At 63.8% G+C, this 18,896-nt stretch carries 17 protein-coding genes; 10 read left to right on the forward strand and 7 right to left on the reverse strand.

Translation table 11 applies throughout. From position 1 onward, the window contains the following. The first annotated feature begins 16 nt into the window (after window positions 1-16). From kdpB to AACY45_RS01510, 4 genes are all read left to right on the forward strand, one after another. Entirely contained in the window at window positions 17-2,074 is a 2,058-nt protein-coding gene (kdpB, locus tag AACY45_RS01495) for a potassium-transporting ATPase subunit KdpB (protein ID WP_339543814.1), read from the forward strand. Between the two features lie 54 nt (window positions 2,075-2,128). Continuing rightward, on the forward strand, window positions 2,129-2,680 hold the full coding sequence (gene kdpC / locus AACY45_RS01500) for a potassium-transporting ATPase subunit KdpC (protein ID WP_339543815.1): 552 nt from the start codon (window positions 2,129-2,131) through the stop codon (window positions 2,678-2,680). Window positions 2,681-2,745: 65 nt separating this feature from the next. Beyond that, window positions 2,746-5,397, forward strand: coding sequence for a sensor histidine kinase KdpD (locus AACY45_RS01505; RefSeq protein WP_339543816.1), 2,652 nt, complete (start codon window positions 2,746-2,748; stop codon window positions 5,395-5,397). Between the two features lie 48 nt (window positions 5,398-5,445). Beyond that, on the forward strand, window positions 5,446-6,138 hold the full coding sequence (locus AACY45_RS01510; protein ID WP_339543817.1) for a response regulator: 693 nt from the start codon (window positions 5,446-5,448) through the stop codon (window positions 6,136-6,138). Window positions 6,139-6,160: 22 nt separating this feature from the next. Here AACY45_RS01510 and AACY45_RS01515 read toward each other — a convergent pair whose 3' ends face one another. Beyond that, window positions 6,161-7,198 (reverse strand): patatin-like phospholipase family protein, encoded by a 1,038-nt coding sequence (locus AACY45_RS01515; protein WP_339543818.1) that lies wholly within the window; start codon window positions 7,196-7,198, stop codon window positions 6,161-6,163. A 213-nt stretch (window positions 7,199-7,411) separates the two neighbouring features. Between AACY45_RS01515 and AACY45_RS01520 the strand changes: the two genes are divergently transcribed. From AACY45_RS01520 to AACY45_RS01530, 3 genes are all read left to right on the forward strand, one after another. Then, complete coding sequence (locus tag AACY45_RS01520; protein WP_339543819.1) at window positions 7,412-7,690, forward strand: hypothetical protein; 279 nt, start codon at window positions 7,412-7,414, stop codon at window positions 7,688-7,690. A gap of 88 nt (window positions 7,691-7,778) precedes the next feature. Then, a complete protein-coding gene (locus AACY45_RS01525) occupies window positions 7,779-8,546 on the forward strand; it encodes a CHAD domain-containing protein (protein WP_339543820.1) in 768 nt (255 codons plus the stop codon). A 223-nt stretch (window positions 8,547-8,769) separates the two neighbouring features. Further along, entirely contained in the window at window positions 8,770-9,567 is a 798-nt protein-coding gene (locus tag AACY45_RS01530) for an acyl-CoA thioesterase (RefSeq protein ID WP_339543821.1), read from the forward strand. A gap of 2 nt (window positions 9,568-9,569) precedes the next feature. On the opposite strand, the gene AACY45_RS01535 is transcribed toward AACY45_RS01530, so the two are convergent. The 3 genes from AACY45_RS01535 to AACY45_RS01545 form a co-directional block, all read right to left on the reverse strand. Continuing rightward, entirely contained in the window at window positions 9,570-9,932 is a 363-nt protein-coding gene (locus AACY45_RS01535; protein WP_339543822.1) for a terminase, read from the reverse strand. Between the two features lie 109 nt (window positions 9,933-10,041). After that, the gene (locus AACY45_RS01540; RefSeq protein WP_339543823.1) at window positions 10,042-11,523 is read right to left on the reverse strand and encodes a methyl-accepting chemotaxis protein; all 1,482 of its coding nucleotides are present in this window, start codon (window positions 11,521-11,523) and stop codon (window positions 10,042-10,044) included. An 88-nt stretch (window positions 11,524-11,611) separates the two neighbouring features. Then, window positions 11,612-12,424, reverse strand: coding sequence for a TatD family hydrolase (locus AACY45_RS01545; protein ID WP_339543824.1), 813 nt, complete (start codon window positions 12,422-12,424; stop codon window positions 11,612-11,614). Window positions 12,425-12,657: 233 nt separating this feature from the next. On the opposite strand from AACY45_RS01545, the gene AACY45_RS01550 reads away from it, so the two are divergent. The 3 genes from AACY45_RS01550 (at window position 12,658) to AACY45_RS01560 (ending at window position 15,172) form a co-directional block, all read left to right on the forward strand. After that, window positions 12,658-14,079 (forward strand): transglycosylase SLT domain-containing protein, encoded by a 1,422-nt coding sequence (locus AACY45_RS01550; RefSeq protein WP_339543825.1) that lies wholly within the window; start codon window positions 12,658-12,660, stop codon window positions 14,077-14,079. Between the two features lie 103 nt (window positions 14,080-14,182). Continuing rightward, complete coding sequence (locus AACY45_RS01555) at window positions 14,183-14,617, forward strand: DoxX family protein (protein ID WP_339543826.1); 435 nt, start codon at window positions 14,183-14,185, stop codon at window positions 14,615-14,617. Window positions 14,618-14,863: 246 nt separating this feature from the next. Further along, entirely contained in the window at window positions 14,864-15,172 is a 309-nt protein-coding gene (locus tag AACY45_RS01560) for a class I SAM-dependent methyltransferase (RefSeq protein ID WP_339543827.1), read from the forward strand. 3 nt (window positions 15,173-15,175) lie between these two features. Here the strand turns inward: AACY45_RS01560 and greB are convergent, their stop codons facing one another. Genes greB through AACY45_RS01575 form a run of 3 tightly spaced genes read right to left on the reverse strand, consistent with a single transcriptional unit; the run spans window position 15,176 to window position 18,895 of the window. After that, window positions 15,176-15,673, reverse strand: coding sequence for a transcription elongation factor GreB (gene greB, locus AACY45_RS01565; protein ID WP_095168093.1), 498 nt, complete (start codon window positions 15,671-15,673; stop codon window positions 15,176-15,178). A gap of 34 nt (window positions 15,674-15,707) precedes the next feature. After that, entirely contained in the window at window positions 15,708-18,212 is a 2,505-nt protein-coding gene (locus tag AACY45_RS01570; protein ID WP_339543828.1) for an ABC transporter permease, read from the reverse strand. Further along, window positions 18,212-18,895, reverse strand: coding sequence for an ABC transporter ATP-binding protein (locus AACY45_RS01575; RefSeq protein ID WP_339543829.1), 684 nt, complete (start codon window positions 18,893-18,895; stop codon window positions 18,212-18,214). The genes AACY45_RS01570 and AACY45_RS01575 overlap by 1 nt, the downstream gene beginning before the upstream one ends. Window position 18,896: the final 1 nt, after the last annotated feature.

Genomic DNA, 18,896 nt, shown 5'->3' on the forward strand with positions numbered 1-18,896 from the left:
TTATAGGAGCTGGATGATGAATATGCCCGCAACCAAACCCGTGGCCACCAAGGCCCCGGAACAACCGAAAACCGCGATTTCGGCCCTGTGGCGGCCGGCGCTGGTGCAAGCCTTCGTCAAGCTCGACCCGCGCCAGCTCAAGCGTTCGCCAGTGATGCTGGTGGTCGAACTCACGGCGATCCTCACCACGGTGCTGTGCTTTATCCCGGACACCGCGGTGCCCACCTTTGTCGCCGCGCAAATTGCCCTGTGGCTGTGGTTCACCGTGCTGTTTGCCAACTTTGCCGAGGCCCTGGCCGAAGGTCGTGGCAAGGCCCGCGCCGACAGCCTCAAGGCCGGCAGTGAGGGCCTGAGTGCCCGCCGCAAAAAGGCCGATGGCAGCTTTCAGGTAGTGCCCGCCGCCAGCCTGCGCAAAGGTGATGTGGTGCGCGTCGAGGCCGGGGAAATGATCCCGGGGGACGGTGAGGTGACTGAAGGCATCGCGGCGGTCAACGAGGCGGCGATTACCGGTGAGTCCGCCCCAGTGATCCGTGAGTCCGGGGGGGATCGTTCGGCGGTCACCGGCAACACTCGGCTGGTGTCCGACTGGCTGCTGGTGCGCATCACCGCCAACCCGGGTGAGTCGACCCTGGACCGGATGATTGCCCTGGTCGAAGGCGCCAAGCGCCAGAAAACCCCGAACGAAGTGGCGCTGGATATCCTGCTGATCGGCCTGAGCATGATTTTCCTGGTGGTGGTCGTGACCTTGCAGCCCTTCGCCCACTTCGCCAATGGCAACCTGCCGCTGGTGTTCCTGGTGGCGCTGCTGGTGACGCTGATTCCCACCACCATCGGTGGCTTGTTGTCGGCCATCGGGATTGCCGGCATGGACCGCCTGGTGCGGCTCAACGTGATCGCCAAGTCTGGCCGTGCCGTGGAAGCGGCGGGTGACGTGCATGTGCTGTTGCTGGACAAGACCGGCACCATCACCTTCGGCAACCGGCGTTGCGCGGCCATCTATGCCGCGCCTGGGGTCAGCGCCAAGGAGCTGGCCGAAGGGGCGTTGCTCGCTTCGCTGGCGGACGACACGGCCGAAGGTAAATCGATCGTCGAGTATCTGCGCGGGCTTTATCCACAGCCTGAACCGGCCGCCGAGGCCCTGACCGCTGTGCCGTTCAGCGCCGAAACCCGGTTGTCCGGGGTCGACTATCAAGGACGCGTCTACCGCAAGGGCGCGGTGGATTCACTGCTGGCCTTTGTCGGTCAGGACCGTGCCGACCTGCTGCCACCGATGTCGCGGGAAATTGACAAGATCGCCCAGAGCGGCGGCACGCCGTTGCTGGTCTGCGCCGACGGTCGGCTGCTGGGTGCGATCCATCTCAAGGACGTGGTCAAGCCGGGGATTCGCGAGCGTTTTGCCGAACTGCGCAAGCTGGGGATCCGCACCGTCATGGTGACCGGCGACAACCCACTGACCGCGGCGGCGATTGCGGCGGAGGCAGGCGTCGATGATGTGCTGGCTGAAGCCACGCCGGAGAAAAAGCTGGCGCGTATCCGTCATGAACAGAACGACGGTCGCCTGGTGGCCATGTGTGGCGATGGCGCCAACGACGCGCCGGCCCTGGCCCAGGCTGACGTTGGCATGGCCATGAACGACGGCACCCAGGCCGCACGTGAAGCGGCGAACATGGTCGACCTCGACAGCGACCCGACCAAGCTGCTGGACGTGGTGCAGATCGGCAAGGAGTTGCTGGTGACGCGCGGGGCGCTGACCACCTTTTCCATCGCCAACGACGTGGCCAAGTACTTCGCCATCCTGCCGGCGCTGTTCGCGGCGATTTATCCACAGCTTGGGGTGCTCAACATCATGCACCTGAGCAGCCCGCAGAGCGCGATCCTCTCGGCCATTGTGTTCAACGCCCTGATCATCGTCGCGCTGATTCCGCTGGCCTTGCGTGGGGTGCGGGTGCACGCAGCCAGTGCCGCCCATCTGTTGCGCCGCAACCTGCTGATCTACGGCGTGGGCGGGCTGGTGGTGCCATTCGTGGGCATCAAGTTGATCGACCTGCTGCTGACCGCCTTGCATCTGGTGTAACGGTCCTGCGCCACGCCTGGTGCGTGGCGTTTTAACTGAATTGAGGGGTGTGACATGTCCACAATGATTCGCCCGGCCTTGAGCCTGCTAGTTCTGATGACCCTGATTACCGGCGTCGCTTATCCACTGCTCGTGACCGGCGTGGCCCAGGTCGCCTTCCCGGACCAGGCCAATGGCAGCCTGGTGCGCGATGCTGATGGCAAGGTGCGCGGCTCGTCGTTGATCGCCCAGGATTTCGTCGGTGATGCCTGGTTCCATCCACGGCCTTCGGCGGGGGCCTTTGCCACCGTTTCCAGCAGCGCCAGCAACCTGGCACCGAGCAATCCGGCGCTGGCCACGCGGGTTATCGATGAGGCCAACAAACTCTTGGTCCCAGGCCAGGGCCCGGTGCCATTGGCGCTGTTGACGACTTCCGGCAGCGGCCTCGATCCGCACTTGCCTCCGGCCGCAATTGCCTATCAACTGGCGCGGGTTGCCGCTGCGCGTAATGTGCCGGTGGCGACGTTGCGCCAATTGCTCAACGCGCATATCGAACAGCCGCTGGTAGGTCCGCCGGTGGTTAATGTGCTGCAATTGAACCGGGCACTGGAACAACTGCCGTTGTAGGCGCTGGCGGGCCCGCGAAGAAGAGCTGATCGACACTACCCAACCACCTGAATGAAGAGCCCCCCATGAGCGACTCCGGCCGCGCCGACGCACTGCTAGCCGATCTCCCCCACGACGGGCGTGGCCGGCTCAAGGTCTTTCTCGGCGCGGCACCCGGCGTCGGCAAGACCTACGCCATGCTGCAGGCCGCTCATGGCCAACTGCGCCAGGGGGTGAAGGTCATGGCCGGGGTGGTGGAAACCCACGGTCGCGCGGAGACCGAGGCCTTGCTCGGCGGTTTGCCGCAACAACCGTTGCTGCGCTCGGAATACCGTGGGGTGATGCTCGAGGAAATGGACCTCGACGGTCTGCTCAAGGCCCGCCCAAAACTGGTGCTGGTGGACGAACTGGCCCACAGCAATGCCCCCGGCAGTCGACACGCCAAACGCTGGCAGGACATCCAGGAGCTGCTGGCAGCCGGTATCGATGTCTACACCACGGTCAACGTTCAGCACCTGGAGAGCCTCAATGATCAGGTGCGTGGTATCACCGGCGTGCAGGTGCGCGAGACCCTGCCCGATTGGGTGCTGCAGGAAGCCTACGAGCTGTTGCTGATCGACTTGCCGCCCCGTGAACTGCTTGAGCGCCTGCGTGACGGCAAGGTCTATGTGCCCGAGCAGGCACGGGCGGCGATCGACGCATTCTTCACCCAGACCAACCTCACTGCGTTGCGCGAGCTGGCAATGCAAACCGCAGCGGCCCAGGTCGACGACGACCTCAGCCGTGGCTACCGCCAGTTGGGCCAGGCCGCGCCAGCAGTGCGGGGGCGCTTGCTGGTGGGGGTCGACGGCGATGCCCAGGCCGAACGCCTGGTGCGTCACGCCAGCCGAGTGGCCCAGCGTCGGCATCTGCCGTGGAGCCTGGTGCATGTGGATAACGGCAGCGTGGGCGACGAACAGTCGCGCTTGCGCCTGCAAAGCGCCCAGCAACTGGCCGAGCGACTGGGCGGCGAAGTGGTCTTGCTGCGTGCCGGCGAGGTGGCCAAAACCCTGATCCAGCACGCCGCCGAGCGGCGAGCGAGCCTGGTGCTGGTCGGCCAGTCCCGTGCGCGTTGGCGTCGGCGGTTGTTTGGTGGTGGACTGGCCTCGCGCCTGCTGCGCAATGCCCGAGGCCTGGAAATCAACGTGCTGTACAGCGATGAGCAACAGCACGCGCCGCGCCAGCGTTCGCCCCAGGCCCTGGTCTGGTTCGACTACGCCCTCGCACCGCTGGCTACGCTGCTGGCCTGCGCCCTGGCGTGGGTAGTCTCGAGCCTGCTGCCACTGCCGAACATCTCCCTGGTATTTCTCGCGGCAGTCCTGCTGGTGGCGGTGCGCAGTAGTCTGGGGCCGGCGCTGGTGTGCGCCGCGCTGTCGTTCCTGACCTACGATTTTCTGTTCATCCCGCCCAACTTCTCCTTTGCCATCCAGCGCGAAGAAGACGTGCTGACCTTGCTGTTTTTCCTGCTGATGGCGGCACTCACCGGCAACCTCGCCGCGCGTCAGCGTCGGCAACTGCAGGCCCTGCGTGACACCCAGGAAGAGACCGGCGAGCTGCTCGACCTGTCGCGCAAACTCACCGCCGCCACCGACCGCCAGGCGGTGGTCAGTGCGGCGGCACAGCATCTGGTGGGTTGGAATGATCTGCAATTGTGCCTGGTCAACCGTGACGGGCAGGGCGGCTGGAAGGTGGAAACCGGCGGGCCTTTGCAGTTCTCCGAAGCCGAGCGCGCGGCTGCCGAGTGGGCCTGGCAACACGATCAGCCGGCGGGGGCGGGCACTGGAACCTTGCCGTTCGGGCGTTGGTGGTGGTGGCCGTTGTCGGTCGACGACGGTCCGCTGGGCCTGCTTGGTGTGTGCCCGCGCGAAGGCGAGTCGCTCAGCGGGCAGCGTCGACGCTTGCTGACGGCGCTGAGCCAGCCCCTGGCCCAAGCCCTGGCCCGTGCCCAATTGGCCGAAGACCTGGAGGCCGCGCGCCTGCACGGTGAAACCGAACAGTTGCGCAGCGCCTTGCTGGCGTCGGTGTCCCACGATCTGCGCACGCCGCTGACGTCCATGCGCGGCAGCATCGACAGCTTGCTGGCGCTGGGCGAGGCGATCCCCCTGGAGGATCGGCGCGAGCTGCTTGAAGGCACGCGCGATGAAGCCGAACGGCTGGACCGCTATATCCAGAACCTGCTGGACATGACCCGGCTTGGCCATGGCGCGCTGAAGCTGGCGCGCGACTGGGTGTCGCCGGCCGATATCGTCGGCAGTGCGCTCAATCGCTTGCGCGCGGTGCTGGCGCCGTTGCAGGTCAGTGTCCTGGTGCCCAGTGAGCTGCCGCTGCTGTTTGTGCACGCGGCGCTGATCGAGCAGGCGCTGGTCAATGTGTTGGAAAACGCCGCACGGTTTTCCCCGGCCCAGGGCCATCTGCAACTGAGTGCCGGGACGACGGACACCGAGCTGTTTTTCTCGGTGAGCGACGAAGGCCCGGGTATCCCCGAAGAGGAGCGGGCGAAGATTTTCGACATGTTCTACACCGCCGCCCGCGGGGATCGGGGCGGGCAGGGCACAGGGCTGGGCCTGGCGATCTGTCAGGGCATGGTCGGTGCCCACGGCGGGCGCATCAGCGTTGCCGATGGTCTCAACGGCCGTGGCACCAGCATCACCCTGCACCTGCCGTTGCAGGCCCAACCGGGGTTGGAAAGTGAAGCCTGAGGCGGGCTGCGCTACTCTGTCGCCAGTTCTTTATGTTGAATGGAAACCATGAGCCAGACCACGACCATCCTGGTCATCGACGATGAGCCGCAGATCCGCAAGTTCCTGCGCATCAGCCTGGCCTCCCAGGGCTACAAAGTGCTGGAAGCCGGCACGGGCACCGAAGGCCTGGCCCAGGCCGCGCTGAACAAACCGGACTTGCTGGTGCTCGACCTCGGTCTGCCGGACATGGATGGGCAACAGGTCCTGCGCGAATTTCGCGAGTGGTCGAAAGTACCGGTGCTGGTGTTGTCGGTGCGTGCCAGCGAAGGGCAGAAAGTCGAGGCCCTGGACGGCGGCGCCAACGATTACGTGACCAAGCCGTTCGGCATCCAGGAGTTCCTTGCGCGTATCCGTGCCCTATTGCGCCAGGCGCCCGCTGGCCAGGCGCCGGAAGCGGTGCTGACCCTTGGCCCGCTGACGGTGGACCTGGCGTACCGCCGCGTCCTGCTCGACGGTGTCGAAGTGGCGCTGACCCGCAAGGAGTATGCGGTGCTGGCGCAACTGGCGCGCCACGCCGGACGGGTCATCACCCAGCAGCAACTGCTCAAGGATATCTGGGGCCCGACCCATGTCGAGGACAGTCACTACCTGCGGATCGTGGTCGGGCACCTGCGCCAGAAACTGGCAGACGACCCGACCCGGCCTCGGTTCATCGTGACCGAGGCGGGGGTGGGGTATCGGTTGTTGAGCGACGCTTGAATCGTGCCCCGTCAGCGGGTGCTCAATCGCGCTCACTCTCGTAGCGATCCAGGGTGTCCCGGGCAATCTCCCGTCCCAGGGCGATCAACTCCGGGGCCTTGTAGAACTCGAAGAACCGGCAGACCCGCTTTGGCACGTTGATCAGGATGTCCGGTGGATAACCGGCAATCTTGTACTGCGCCAGGGAGGTTTGCATGACCTCGAAACTCTGGTTGATCAGGTCGAGCAAAGAGGCGGGGCCGACGTTGTCGATGATGAACGAGCCGGTCGCCGACTTGGGCGCTCCTTCGTTTTCCGGAGCGGCTGCGGGTTGCTGGGCCTCGGGTTCGGCACCTTCGAGCCAGGGGTTGATCTCGGCGGCTTCGCTGCGCAACGCTTCCTGCTCCAGCAGGAGCAATTGTTCGGCCTGCTTGCGGCGGAACGGCAGGTGCGAGCCGAGGGAGTTGATCAGGCTGTCGAAGCGGCTTTTGAACGCGGCGGGGCGCTGGATCACTGGCAACTGATAATGCTTCTGGTTGGTGGAGTTGAGGTTGACCGCGATGATCAGGTCACAGTGGCTGGAGACCACGGGGACGATCGGCAGCGGGTTGAGCAAGCCACCGTCCACCAACATGCGATTGCCCTGCATCACCGGGGTGAACAGGCTCGGAATGGCCGCCGAGGCACGCATGGCCTGGTGCAGGCAACCTTCCTGGAACCAGATTTCCTGTTGGTTGGTCAGGTCGGTGGCCACGGCCGTGTAGGGGATGCGCAGCTCTTCGATATTGATCTCGCCAACGATCTTGCGGATCTGTCCAAAGACTTTTTCGCCGCGTATGGCCCCCAGGCGAAAGCTCACGTCCACCAGGCGCAGTACATCGAGGTAGTCCAGGCTTTCGATCCAGTCACGGTAATCGTTGAGTTTGCCAGCGGCGTAGATGCCGCCCACCACGGCCCCCATGGAACAACCAGCGATGCAGGCGATGTCGTAGCCTCGTCGTTCAATTTCCTCGATGACCCCGATATGGGCATAGCCCCGGGCGCCACCGGAGCCGAGCACCAGTGCGACACGCTTTTTCATGTACTTGATCCTTCGCCAAACAGGTTTTAACAATGCACCCTTTCAGGGGCGTGCTTCAATCACACAGACACAAGCAGTCGTTTTTTCGACATTGGATGACGGCGCATGGGTATTCTCGCCGACGCTATAGTTTCCAGCGATGGGCCAAGGCACTTTTAGCCGCGTTGACCGTCATACCCTGCACGATTGTATTTCTACCTTGAGGTGTCATTGATGAAAGCATGGATCTGTCTGCCATTGATTGCGTTGGTCCTGGCCGGTTGCGCAGGCAAGACGGCGTACCGCGACAGCTGCGCCAACCAACTGGATTCGGCATGGAAGGAACTGGACCTGGCCAAGGCCGAAGGGTTTGCTGGCACCGTGAGTTACTCCAAGGCCCTGTCGCTGCTGACCGGGGCCAAGACCCAGCAACAGTTCGAAGCCTTTGAAGGCTGCGCCAACAAGGCCGAGAAGGCGCGGTTCTATATCCGCGAATCCCGCGCCGGTCGCTAAGCCATCCATGACCTGGCGCAATACCGACAGCCGCTATTGCGCCTAGCGTAGAGTGGTGGGGATGAGTGGGTTGACTGGGGAGAACGGGATGTCTGCGTTGGTGGATCGATTGGTGGTTCAAGTGTTGGGCCTGCATGTGCGCTTGCTGGCTTGCCAGGCACGCCTGAGTGCCAGCACTGACCCGGAGGCATTGCATGACTTGCGCACCACGGTGCGCCGGTTACGCAGCCTGTTGCGCCCCTTGCGTGGCTTGCCCGGCGTCGAGCAATTGGAAACGGCGGCGGCGGACGTGGGCACCTTGACCACCCCGTTGCGCGACCGCGAAGTGCTGGCGGCCTATCTGCTCAGCCACGGTCAAGCCACTGCGGCCGAGCAACGCATGCGGCAGATGGCCCGAGCCTATCCGGCGGTGGCCGGTAGTGCCCAATTGGCCAAACTGTTGATGGTGCTCGATGCCTTTCCACGGTTCTTGCGCGCCTCCCAGCGCCAGGGGCTGCTCAAGCGCCTGCGCATCCGCATCGAGAAGCGCCTGGCCAAACAGTGGGATAGCCTGGACAAGGCCCTGCACGATCCGGCCCATGACCGCCATCGCCTGCGCTTGCTGATCAAGCGAGTACGCTACGCCATCGAAGCCTACCCGGAACTGGACCGTTTACCCAAAACCGCCATGCCACGGCTCAAGGCAGCGCAGGCTGCCTTGGGTGATTGGCACGATTGCTGGCAATGGCTGGCCAGGGCCGAGCATGAGTCCGATCTGCTGCCGTGCGTGGCGGTCTGGCAACAGACCATGAGCAAGGCTGAGGCGCGTGCCGATCAAGTGCTCGACAAGTTGAGCACAGCCTGCTTCAAATCCTGAATCCCGCGCCGGTATTTTTGTAGCCGCTGGCGCCGCCTGCGTTGGGTTGCGTAGCTCCCCCAGCGGTATTGCCAAGTCGAATGAGCGTCCTGCGGCCGTTGATGGATGGGCGCAGTGGTGGAGGGCGGCCTATCTGTCGGGCACTTTGGCCGGAATAGGTGCTGTATAGAGCGCTTGGGCTGGTTAAGATCCTGCAGTCCTTTCCCCCTGTCTTGAGGTTGCCATGCGCTTTAGCGAATTACTCGACGCCGTGCGCCGTTCCCCTGATGAGTTGGTCATTCCGGCGCAGTGGGCGCAGGGTCGCGCCAGTTTCGGTGGGCTGGTCGCCGCCTTGCAGTATGAAGCCATGCGCGCCAAGGTCCCGGCAGAGCGCCCGGTACGCTCGCTGGCGATCACCTTTGTCGGCCCGGCCGAGCCTGGTGTGCCGATCCGTTTCGAAGTCGAGGTGCTGCGCGAAGGCAAGGCGGTCAGCCAGGTGCTGGGGCGGGCGGTGCAGAACGGCCAGGTGGTGACGCTGGTTCAGGGCAGCTTCGGCGCCCCACGCCCTTCCGAGGTCCAGGTGCTGGCCGCGCCAGCACCGCCGATGAAGCACTGGGACGAGTGCCAGGAGTTGCCTTACATCAAGGGCGTGACGCCAGAATTCATGCGCCACCTGGCGATGCGCTGGAGTATCGGCGGCTTACCCTTCACCGGCAACAAGTCGCGCGACATGGGCGGCTGGGTGCGCTTGCGCGATGAAGTCAATGCCGAGGCAGTGTCCGAAGCGCACATCCTGGCACTGGTGGACGCCTGGCCCCCAGCTTTGCTGCCGCACCTGAACAAGCCCGCGGCCGGCAGTACCCTGACCTGGACCATCGAGTTCGTGCAGCCGTTGTTGGCACTGAGCACCCAGGACTGGTGCAAGTACTATGTGCAGATCGAACACGCCCGTGACGGCTACGGCCATGCCGCTGCCGCCCTGTGGAGCCCGGAGGGCCAATTGATTGCCCTGAGCCGGCAGACGGTGACGATCTTCGCCTAAGCCTAGCGGCGGTGACGTTCGCGCCAGGCGCGCCACCAGCCGCCGCTCAAGACATAACGCGGGAAGGTCAAGAACTGCTCGACCAAAAGCCGCGAGACGGCATCCTTGCGATCAGTAAAGGGTTCGGCCGCTTGGGCTTCCAGGCGGTGACCGTGGCGTTGCAAGCCCAGTCCGGCCAGCAAACCGATAACGCCGATGGCGACATTGGCCAGGCTCAGGCTGAACACCCCGCAGACAATCAGTAAAAAGCCCAGGATGAACAACGGCACGGCGATCAGGTGCAGAACCAGGTTGGTCGGGTGCTGGTGATTGTTCGGGTACGCCCGCCATTGCCAGGCGGGAAGATTGGGGTGACGTTTGCCCATGAAGGTACTCCTCGATCCGTGTGCAACACATGATTGAAGAATAGGTCGGGTCCTGGCAGGCGGCGAATCAAGGTTGGCTATCGAGGTGATAGCCGCCCCGTGATGGCTTCTAAAGTTTGAGTTGGCCGATAGCCTGGTTCAGCTCGCCAGCCAGTTTCGCCAACTCGTCGCTGGTGGTGGCCGAGTCCAGGGTCTGTGCCACGGTGTTCTCGGTCACGTCACGGATGCTCACCACCGCTCGATTCATCTCTTCAGCCACTTGGCTCTGCTGCTGCGCTGCCACGGCAATCTGCGTGTTGCTTTCGCGCATCTGCGCCACGGCGCTGGTGATTTTAGCCAGGGCGCTGCCGGCTTCCTGCGCCTGCTGCACGCAGTCGTCGGCCTTGAAGGAACTCTCCTGCATGAAATCCACCGCGTCGCGGGTGCCCGCTTGCAGGGCCGAGACCATGCGCGTGATTTCATCGGTCGAGGCCTGGACCCGCTTGGCCAGGTTGCGCACTTCGTCGGCGACCACGGCAAAACCTCGGCCCATCTCACCGGCGCGGGCCGCTTCGATGGCGGCGTTGAGGGCCAGCAGGTTGGTCTGCTCGGCGATGCTGTGGATCACGCCGACCACGCTGTTGATCTTCTGGCTGTCTTCGGCCAGGCGCTGGATCATACCGGCGGTCTGCTGCACACCGGTGGACAGCCCGGCAATGGAGTGCTGCACGCGGCTCACCACCTCCTGGCCGCTGCCTGCCAGGTCGTCGGCGGTTTGCGACAGGTCCCGCGTTGCGCCGGCATGCTGGGCGATGTGGTAGACCGTGGCGGACATTTGATTGATCGCGGTTGCCGCCTGATCGGTTTCACTTTGCTGGCCAAGCATGCCCTGGCGGACGTCGCTCATGCTGTTGGCCAGGCGCGCCGCACCGACATCCAGTTGGCGAGCGGTGTGGGCCACGGTGTTGACCACGCGCTGGTAGCCGGCCTGCATGGCATTGAACGCGCTGGCCATCTGGCCTACTTCATCGGCGCAGGACAGCGGCACGCGGGCCGACAGGTCACCGGTTTTCTCGACATGCAGCATGACATCCTTGAGGGTGTTGAGCTGGCTGAGCAGAAAACGGATCAACAACTGGGAGGCGCCGAGCATTGCCAGCATCAGGATCAATACGGCCGCCGCGTAGTTGACGAAGCGCTCGGCAAACACCTGCGTCAGGCTCGGGCCATAGGCCAGGACGGCAGTGCGTTCGCCAGTGGTCCGGGACAGGACCTCGGCGCCGATCAACAGGTGGTCGCCGAACAACGGCATGGCATTGATCGAGACCCAGCCGCTGGCGTTGCTCAATTGCGGCAGGGGGCGGTCATCGAGCGTGGGAGTCTGCCCTGGACTGAAGCTCAGCAGCGTGTCGTTAGCGGGCAGCGGCTGGTCAGCGGGCCAGGCACGGAGCACTTGCGCTTGAGCACCGGCCGCCTGCCGGGCCGCCTCGTTGCGCGCCTGTTGCTCCAGTTGCACGGCGTACAGCACCAGCAGCAGGGTGGTCACGAAGGCGACGGCATTGACCGCCCAGAACTTGTATTTCAGCGAGATATTGCTAAGCCAGGCACCCATGGAGGTCTTCTCTGATAGCGGAAACAACATTGGCAAGGTGCCATCATTGTGCCGCTATCGAGGCGGTTGGGTGTTGATGTGGGTCAAGTCAGCAGGGGGTAGGGGTGGGCAAGCCGAAAAACGCCCGGGCACAGGCGGTGCTGTGGGCTGCCAGGTCTTCCAGGCTCTCGCCCCGATGCAGCGCCACTTCGCGCAGCACTTCGGGCAAGTAGGCCGGTTCATTGCGTCCGTTCTTCGGTTTCGGTCGCAGGCTGCGCGGCAACAGGTAGGGTGCATCGCTCTCGAGCATCAGGCGGCCGCGGGCAATGTCGCGCACCAGCGGGTGCAGATGGGTGCCACGACGCTCGTCGCAGATCCAGCCGGTAATGCCAATGTGCAAGTCCAGGTCCAGGTAACTGAACAGCGCCTTTTTTTCCCCGGTGAAGCAATGCACCACGGCGGCCGGTAACTGGTCGCGGAAGTCGCGCAGGATCTCCAGCAGGCGCTGGCTGGCGTCTCGTTCATGGAGGAACACCGGCAACTGCAACTCGACCGCCAGGGCCAGGTGTTCTTCCAGGACCTTTTCCTGCTGAGGGCGCGGTGAGAAGTCGCGATTGAAGTCCAGCCCGCATTCCCCCACTGCCCGCACGTTCGGTTCTTTCAGCAAGCTGTGCAGACGTCGCGCGCTGTCGGCATTCCAGTCGCTGGCCGAGTGCGGATGAATACCGGCGGTGCAGAACAGTCGCTCGGTGCTTTCATCCAGTTGCTGGCACAGTTGCAGGGCTTGTTCACTGCCCTCGACGCTGGTGCCGGTCAAGACCAGTTGGCAGACCCCTGCCGCATAGGCGCGGTCCAGCACCGCCTGGTGTTTGTCGGCGAAACTGGGGTTGGTCAGGTTGACGCCGATATCGATGAGTTGCATGGTGCTACCCTGGGGATGCGGCCGGAAAGCATACCAGAGCTCAAGATTTATAAGAAAAACCAAGAACTACAAAGAGTTAACGCTGTCTTTTGATGCCGCAGGAGCACTTCGACTGATGTTATCAGGCACGCAGCCCGCTCTTTCGCTCGTTGCCAGCGCTCCAGGCGCTCTGTTTCTGTCGACCTGCTGCACCTATTGTTGTGCAGCGGGACAGTATTCTTTCCGGAGAACGGATGACGCGACTCCCGGTTTTATTCCTGCTGTGCCTGTCGCTACTCGTGCCTTTGCCGGCAATGGCGCGCTTGGCCGGGCCCGTGGAGGTTGTGCCGACGGGCAAGGTCCGCGACCTGGCGCAAATCCGCAGCAGTCGTGTGCTGCGGGTGTTGGTCAATCAGAGTCGCAACAGCTCCGCGCAAGTCCAGGGCCAGAACATCGGCATGGAATACCATCGCCTGCGCGCGTTCGAGCAATACCTCAATGGCCATGCCCGCGATGGCCAGGACATTTCCCTGAAGATCATTCCCAAGGCCAAGGATCAATTACTCGGTGCGCTGCAACGCGGCGAAGGCGACCTGGTGGCCCCGGGCGAGTTGCTCGACGCCCAGACAGTGCGGGCGGTCAGCGCCAGTGAGCCGATTGTCAGCAATGTGCCGTTACTGCTGGTAGGAATCAAGGGCGAGCGGCGCTACACCCGTCTTGAACAGCTGTCGGGCAAAACCCTGGCACTGCCCACCGGCAGTGCCGCCGGGGAGGCGATCAACCAGATCAACCAGAAACTCGCGCTGCACAAGTTGCCACCGGTGAAGATCGAGTGGGTAGACCCTAGCCTCGCTGTGGAGGATGTGCTGGAGATGGTCCAGGGCGGGATTTTTCACCTGACCATTGTCGAGCAACCCATTGCCGAGCGCTGGGGCAAGGTCCTGCCCAAATTGCGCTTCGACCGGCAGGTGCTGATCAACGAGCCGGGCGAAGAGTTCTGGTTCGTGCACCGTGATGCCTCGATGCTGCGGGCCAGCATCGACCGCTTTCTCACCACCTATAAAGCACCCTCCGACCAGGATGTGGCGTTCCTGCGGATCTATCGGCGCCTGTACCAGGTACGCAACCCGCTGGCCCGCAACGATCGGCAACGTCTGGAGAAAGTGCGCGCAGTGCTGCAGAAACATGCCAACGAACAAGGCCTGGACTGGCTGAACCTGGCAGCCCTGGCGTTCAAGGAATCATCGCTGGAGCCCAGCGCCCGAAGCGGCAGCGGGCCGACCGGGCTGATGCAGATCACGCCCTCGGCGGCGCAACGGGTCGGGGTCAATAACATCCAGTCCCTGGACAACAATGTGCAGGCGGGTGCCCGGTATTTGGCCCTGATCCGCCGCAAGTTTTTCGCCAGTCCCAAGCTCAATGAGCGCGAGCGCATGGCGTTCATCCTCGCCGCCTACAATATTGGCCCGGAGCGGGTCCAGGGAATGCGTGCCGAGGCGCGGCGCCGCGGGCTGAATCCCAACCAGTGGTTCTTCCAGGTCGAGCGCATTGCCATGGAGCAGGTGGGGATGGGCCCTGTCAGCTATGTTAATAGTGTGAACAAGTACTACCTGGCCTACGACCGGGAGCGGGAGTCACTGGAGGCCCCGGGGCAAAAAGTTGCCAGTCGCAAATGATCAACTAAACTGATTGATATGGCGGGTTTTTTGCGCTTTTAACATGGGTTTTACCGATTAATATAGCGACCAACCCACACACACTCACTATGGATGACAGAGCATGAGCACACTGATCAACAAGGTACTTTTCACCCGCGCCGGCTACGGCCTGACGGTCCTGCGGATCTTCGTCGGCATCATCTTCGCCGCCCACGGTGCGCAGAAACTGTTCGGTATGTTTGGTGGCTATGGCATCGCCGGGACTGCGCAGTACATGGAAAGCCTGGGGTTGGCACCGGGGCAGTTGATGGCGATCCTGGCCGGCGGTACCGAGTTCTTCGGGGGCCTGGCGCTGATCATTGGCTTGCTGGCGCGTCCGGCCGCCCTGGGCTTGACCTTCCTCTCGCTGGTGGCGATTTTCTCGGTGCACATCAGCAACGGGCTGTTCATGGCCAACAACGGCTATGAGTTTGCCCTGGCATTGCTTGGCGGTAGCATCGCGGTCTTGTTCGAAGGTGCCGGCAAGCTGTCGGTGGATCGCGCCATCGCCGGCTGAGTGCTCTGGCTCACGACTAAGGCCCGCATACGCGGGCCTTTTTTGTTGCTGCAGATTCTTGACACTGTCCCGTCGGCTTCTCTAGGATGCTGCCATGCGCCGATTTAAACAGCTACTTGCGGGGCGCCAGGTGACTCATTTAGTTGCCGATAGAAGCCTGGAGCAGGCTTTGAAGTACCGCTAAAGCGCTGGTTCGGTGTTGCCTCTCACCTGCCATGCAGATTTTTGAGGCTGAGACACGACAAGATGAATGCACTGCACCCCTCTGTACGCCCCGCGCCGATCACGGCTCACCTGACCCAACGCAACCCGAAAATCCTCCTGGGCGGTAATCACCAGCCGACGCTGTTGCGCTATCTGGATGGCTGGCCACGTCGCAACGGTGGCCCGGCAGCGTTCCTGATCCAGTTTGTCGACGACGGTGAGTCGCTGGCGCGTTTTGCCAGTGACAGCTTTGACCTGGCCGTTATCCAGTCCCCCAGCGCCGAAGAAGCGGGTGAAATGATCAGTCAACTGACCCGTGTCGCCCGCCAGGGGCTGATTGCCCGTCGCTAGCCTTCAGGGGTAGTCGATGGCCGTGATGTACACGAACTGCTCGCCATCCGGCGTTTGCACTCGCACCTCGGCATCCAGCGCTTTACCGATCAGGGCCCGTGCCAGCGGTGAGTCGATGCTGATCAGGCCTTGCTTGAGGTCCAGTTCATCTGGGCCGACGATGCGATAACGCGACGTTTTGCCCTGTTCATCCTCGATGGTCACCCACGCGCCGAAGTAGACCTTGTTCGGGTCGCTGGGTTTTTCGCTGACCACCTTGAGCGCTTCCAGGCGCTTGGTGAGAAACCGTACCCGGCTGTCGATCTCGCGCAGCATTTTTTTGCCGTAGGTGTACTCGGCGTTTTCCGAGCGGTCGCCCTGGGCGGCGGCTTCGCTGACGGACTGGGTCACCTGGGGGCGGCGGACATGCCAGAGTTCGTGGAACTCGGCACGCATCCGCGCTTCGCCCTCGGGAGTGATGAGGGCGGTGCCGGCAGGACGGGGAGGGCGATAGCGGCTCATGGGAATGTCTTTTGCTGGGAAAGCATCGAGTCTATCAACCCTCGCGCAGCACTGTCAGCGGGTTGGCGTTCAATGCCCGGCGCGTACCAAAGACCCCGGCGCCGCCGACCAGCAAGGCACCGATCACCGGCAGCCACAACAGCCACGGGTGGGGATGCCAGGCCAGGTCGAAGGCGTAGCGGTACAACACCAGGCTCACCAGTTCGCAGCCGATGGCCGCGAGCAGGCCGCTGACCGCACCCAGCAAACCGAACTCGATCCGTCGGGCCTTGACCAGCAGTTGCCGTTCGGCCCCCAGCGCACGCAGCAAGGCCCCTTGGCGAATGCGTTCATCGAGGGTCGCCTGCAATCCGGAAAACAGCACGGCCATGCCCGCTGCCAGGACAAACAGCAGCACATACTCGACGGCCAGGGTGACCTGGCCCAGGATGCTGCGTAGCTGCGCCAACAGGGCTTCGACTTGCAGAATGGTTACCGCCGGAAAGGCGCGCGACAGGTCGATGATCTGCTGATCGTGACCGGCTGCCAGGTAGAAACTGGTCAGGTAGGTAGCGGGCAGGTCCTGCAGGGTGCCGGGCTGGAAGATCATGAAGAAATTTGGCTGGAAGTTGTCCCAGTTGATGCTGCGCAGGCTGGTGACCCGGGCTTCGCGGTTGACCCCGCCCACGGTGAACACCAGGTGGTCGCCGAGCTTGAGCTTCAGGCTCTCGGCCACCTTGCCCTCGACTGAAACCCCGGGGATGTCGTCGGACGGCTGGGCTGGCCACCAATTGCCGGCGGTGATGCTATTGCCCGCCGGCAGTTGTGCTGCCCAGGTCAGGCTAAGGTCGCGCTGGACCGCCCGATCACCCTGGGAGTCCTTGCTGACAATCCCCTGGACCGGCTCACCATTGATACTGATCAGGCGCCCCGGCACCACCGGGTACAGCGGCGCGGATTGGGCGGACAGTTCGATCAGGCGATCGGTGAAGGCTTGTTTGTCGGCGGGCAGGATATTCAGGGCGAAATAGTTGGGTGCATTTTTGGGTAACTGGTTCTGCCAGGTGTCGAGCAACTCGCCACGCAGCAGGGCGATCAGTGCCATCGACAGCAGGATCAGGCCAAAAGCCAGGGACTGTCCGGCCGCTGCCAGCGGGTGGCGCAGCAATTGCCCCAGGCCCAGGCGCCAGGGCAGGGAAGCGCGGGCCAGCAGGCGGCGCAGGCTTTTGAGCACCAGCAGCAACAAGCCGCCGAGCACCAGCGCAGCCAGTACGCCACCACCGAGTAGGGCGAAGGTCAGCACCAGGTCCAGGCTCAGGCGCCACATGATCAGGCCGAGTGCGCCGAGCGCGGCGCCATAGACCATCCAGGTGCTGGTGGGGATGGGCAGCATGTCGCGACGCAGCACCCGCAAAGGCGGCACCCGGCCGAGGGCGGCAAGCGGCGGCAGGGCAAAGCCGGCCAGGGCCACCAGCCCGGTGCCGATCCCGGCAATGGCCGGTAGCAGGCCGCCAGGCGGCACGTCGCTGGGCACCAGGTCGCCGAGCAGGGCGAACAACCCTAATTGGGCGAACCAGCCGATGAGGGCGCCGCTGATGCTGGCGAGCAACCCCAGCACGGTCAGTTGCAGGCTGAACAGCACCAGGGTTTCCCGGCGAGACAACCCCAGGCAGCGCAACAATGCACTGGCGTCGAAACGGCGGGTGGCAAAACGGGTCGCCGACAGCGCCACCGCGACCCCAGACAGCAGCACTGCCACCAGGCTCGCCATGTTCAGGTAGCGTTCGGCCTTGCCCAGCGCGCCACCGATTTGTCGATTGCCATCGCGGGCGTCCTGCAGGCGCTGGTTCGCCGCCAGGCCGGGCTTGAGTTGCTCGCGGTAGGTGGCCAGGGCGGCGGCGTCGCCACGCCAGAGTTCGCGGTAGCTGACCCGACTGCCGGGTTGCACCACGCCGGTGGCCTCCAGGTCGGTGAGGTTGATCATCACCCGCGGCGTGAGGCTGTAGAAGTTACCGGCACGGTCCGGCTCGTAGGTCAGGACACGGCTCAGGCGCAGAGTCTTCATGCCGACGTCGATGCTGTCGCCGATCTTCAGGTCCAGTGCAGTCAGCAGCCGCGCCTCGACCCAGGCTTCACCCGGTTGCGGGCTGCCGCCGGCTTCTTCCGGGGCAAACGGTGCGGGCGCGCTTTTCAGCTGGCCGCGCAGCGGGTAGACCCCGTCGGCGGCCTTGATGCTCGACAGCTGGATGCCCTGGTCGGTGGCGATGACACTGGAAAACTCCACCACTTGGGCGTGTTGCAGGCCCAGGTCCTTGCCGCTCTGGATCTGTTCGGGGCGGGCGGGCGAACTGCCTTCGAGTAGCAGGTCGGCTCCGAGGAATTCGGTGGCGCGCAACAGCATTGCGCCATTGAGGCGCGCGCCGAAATAGCCGATGGCGGTGCTGGCGGCCACGGCCACCAGCAGGGCGAAAAACAGCACCCGCAGTTCGCCGGCGCGGGCATCGCGCAGCAATTGACGAATGGCCAGGCTGAACAGGCGCAACAGCGGCAAACGTGCCATCAAGGCTCCAGGGGGGCGACCAACAGGCCGGCTTCAAGGCGGATCAGGCGGTGACAGCGATGCGCCAGGCGCTCGTCGTGGGTGACCAGCACCAGGGTGGTACCGCTTTCCTTGTTGAGTTCAAACAGCAGGTCGCTGATGTGCTCGCCGGTATGGGTATCGAGGTTGCCGGTGGGTTCATCGGCAAACAGCACATCGGGTTCGGCGGCAAATGCCCGGGCGATCGCCACGCGTTGTTGCTCGCCACCGGAAAGCTGGCGTGGCGAATGGCTCAGGCGCTTGCCCAGGCCGACCCGGCGCAGCAGTTCGGTGGCGCGTTCGCGGGCGTCCTTGCGACCGTCGAGTTCCAGCGGCAGCATCACGTTTTCCAGGGCGTTGAGGCTGTCCAGTAACTGGAACGACTGGAACACGAACCCCACATGCTCGGCGCGGATGCGCGCACGCTGGTCTTCATCCAGTTGGCTCAAGGCCTGGCCGGCCAGGGTGACTTCGCCGCTGCTGGGCAGGTCGAGGCCGGCGAGCAGGCCCAGCAGGGTGGACTTGCCGGAACCGGAGCTGCCGACGATGGCCAGGCTGTCGCCCTTGTTCAGTTCCAGGCTGAGTTGGTGCAGGATGGTCAGTTCACCTTCCGCGCTGGGAACCACTTTGCTAAGGTTCCGCGCAGTGAGAATGCTTGCGCCCATG

The sequence above is a fragment of the Pseudomonas sp. RA_35y_Pfl2_P32 genome, assembly GCF_963970735.1.
Taxonomy (GTDB): domain Bacteria; phylum Pseudomonadota; class Gammaproteobacteria; order Pseudomonadales; family Pseudomonadaceae; genus Aquipseudomonas.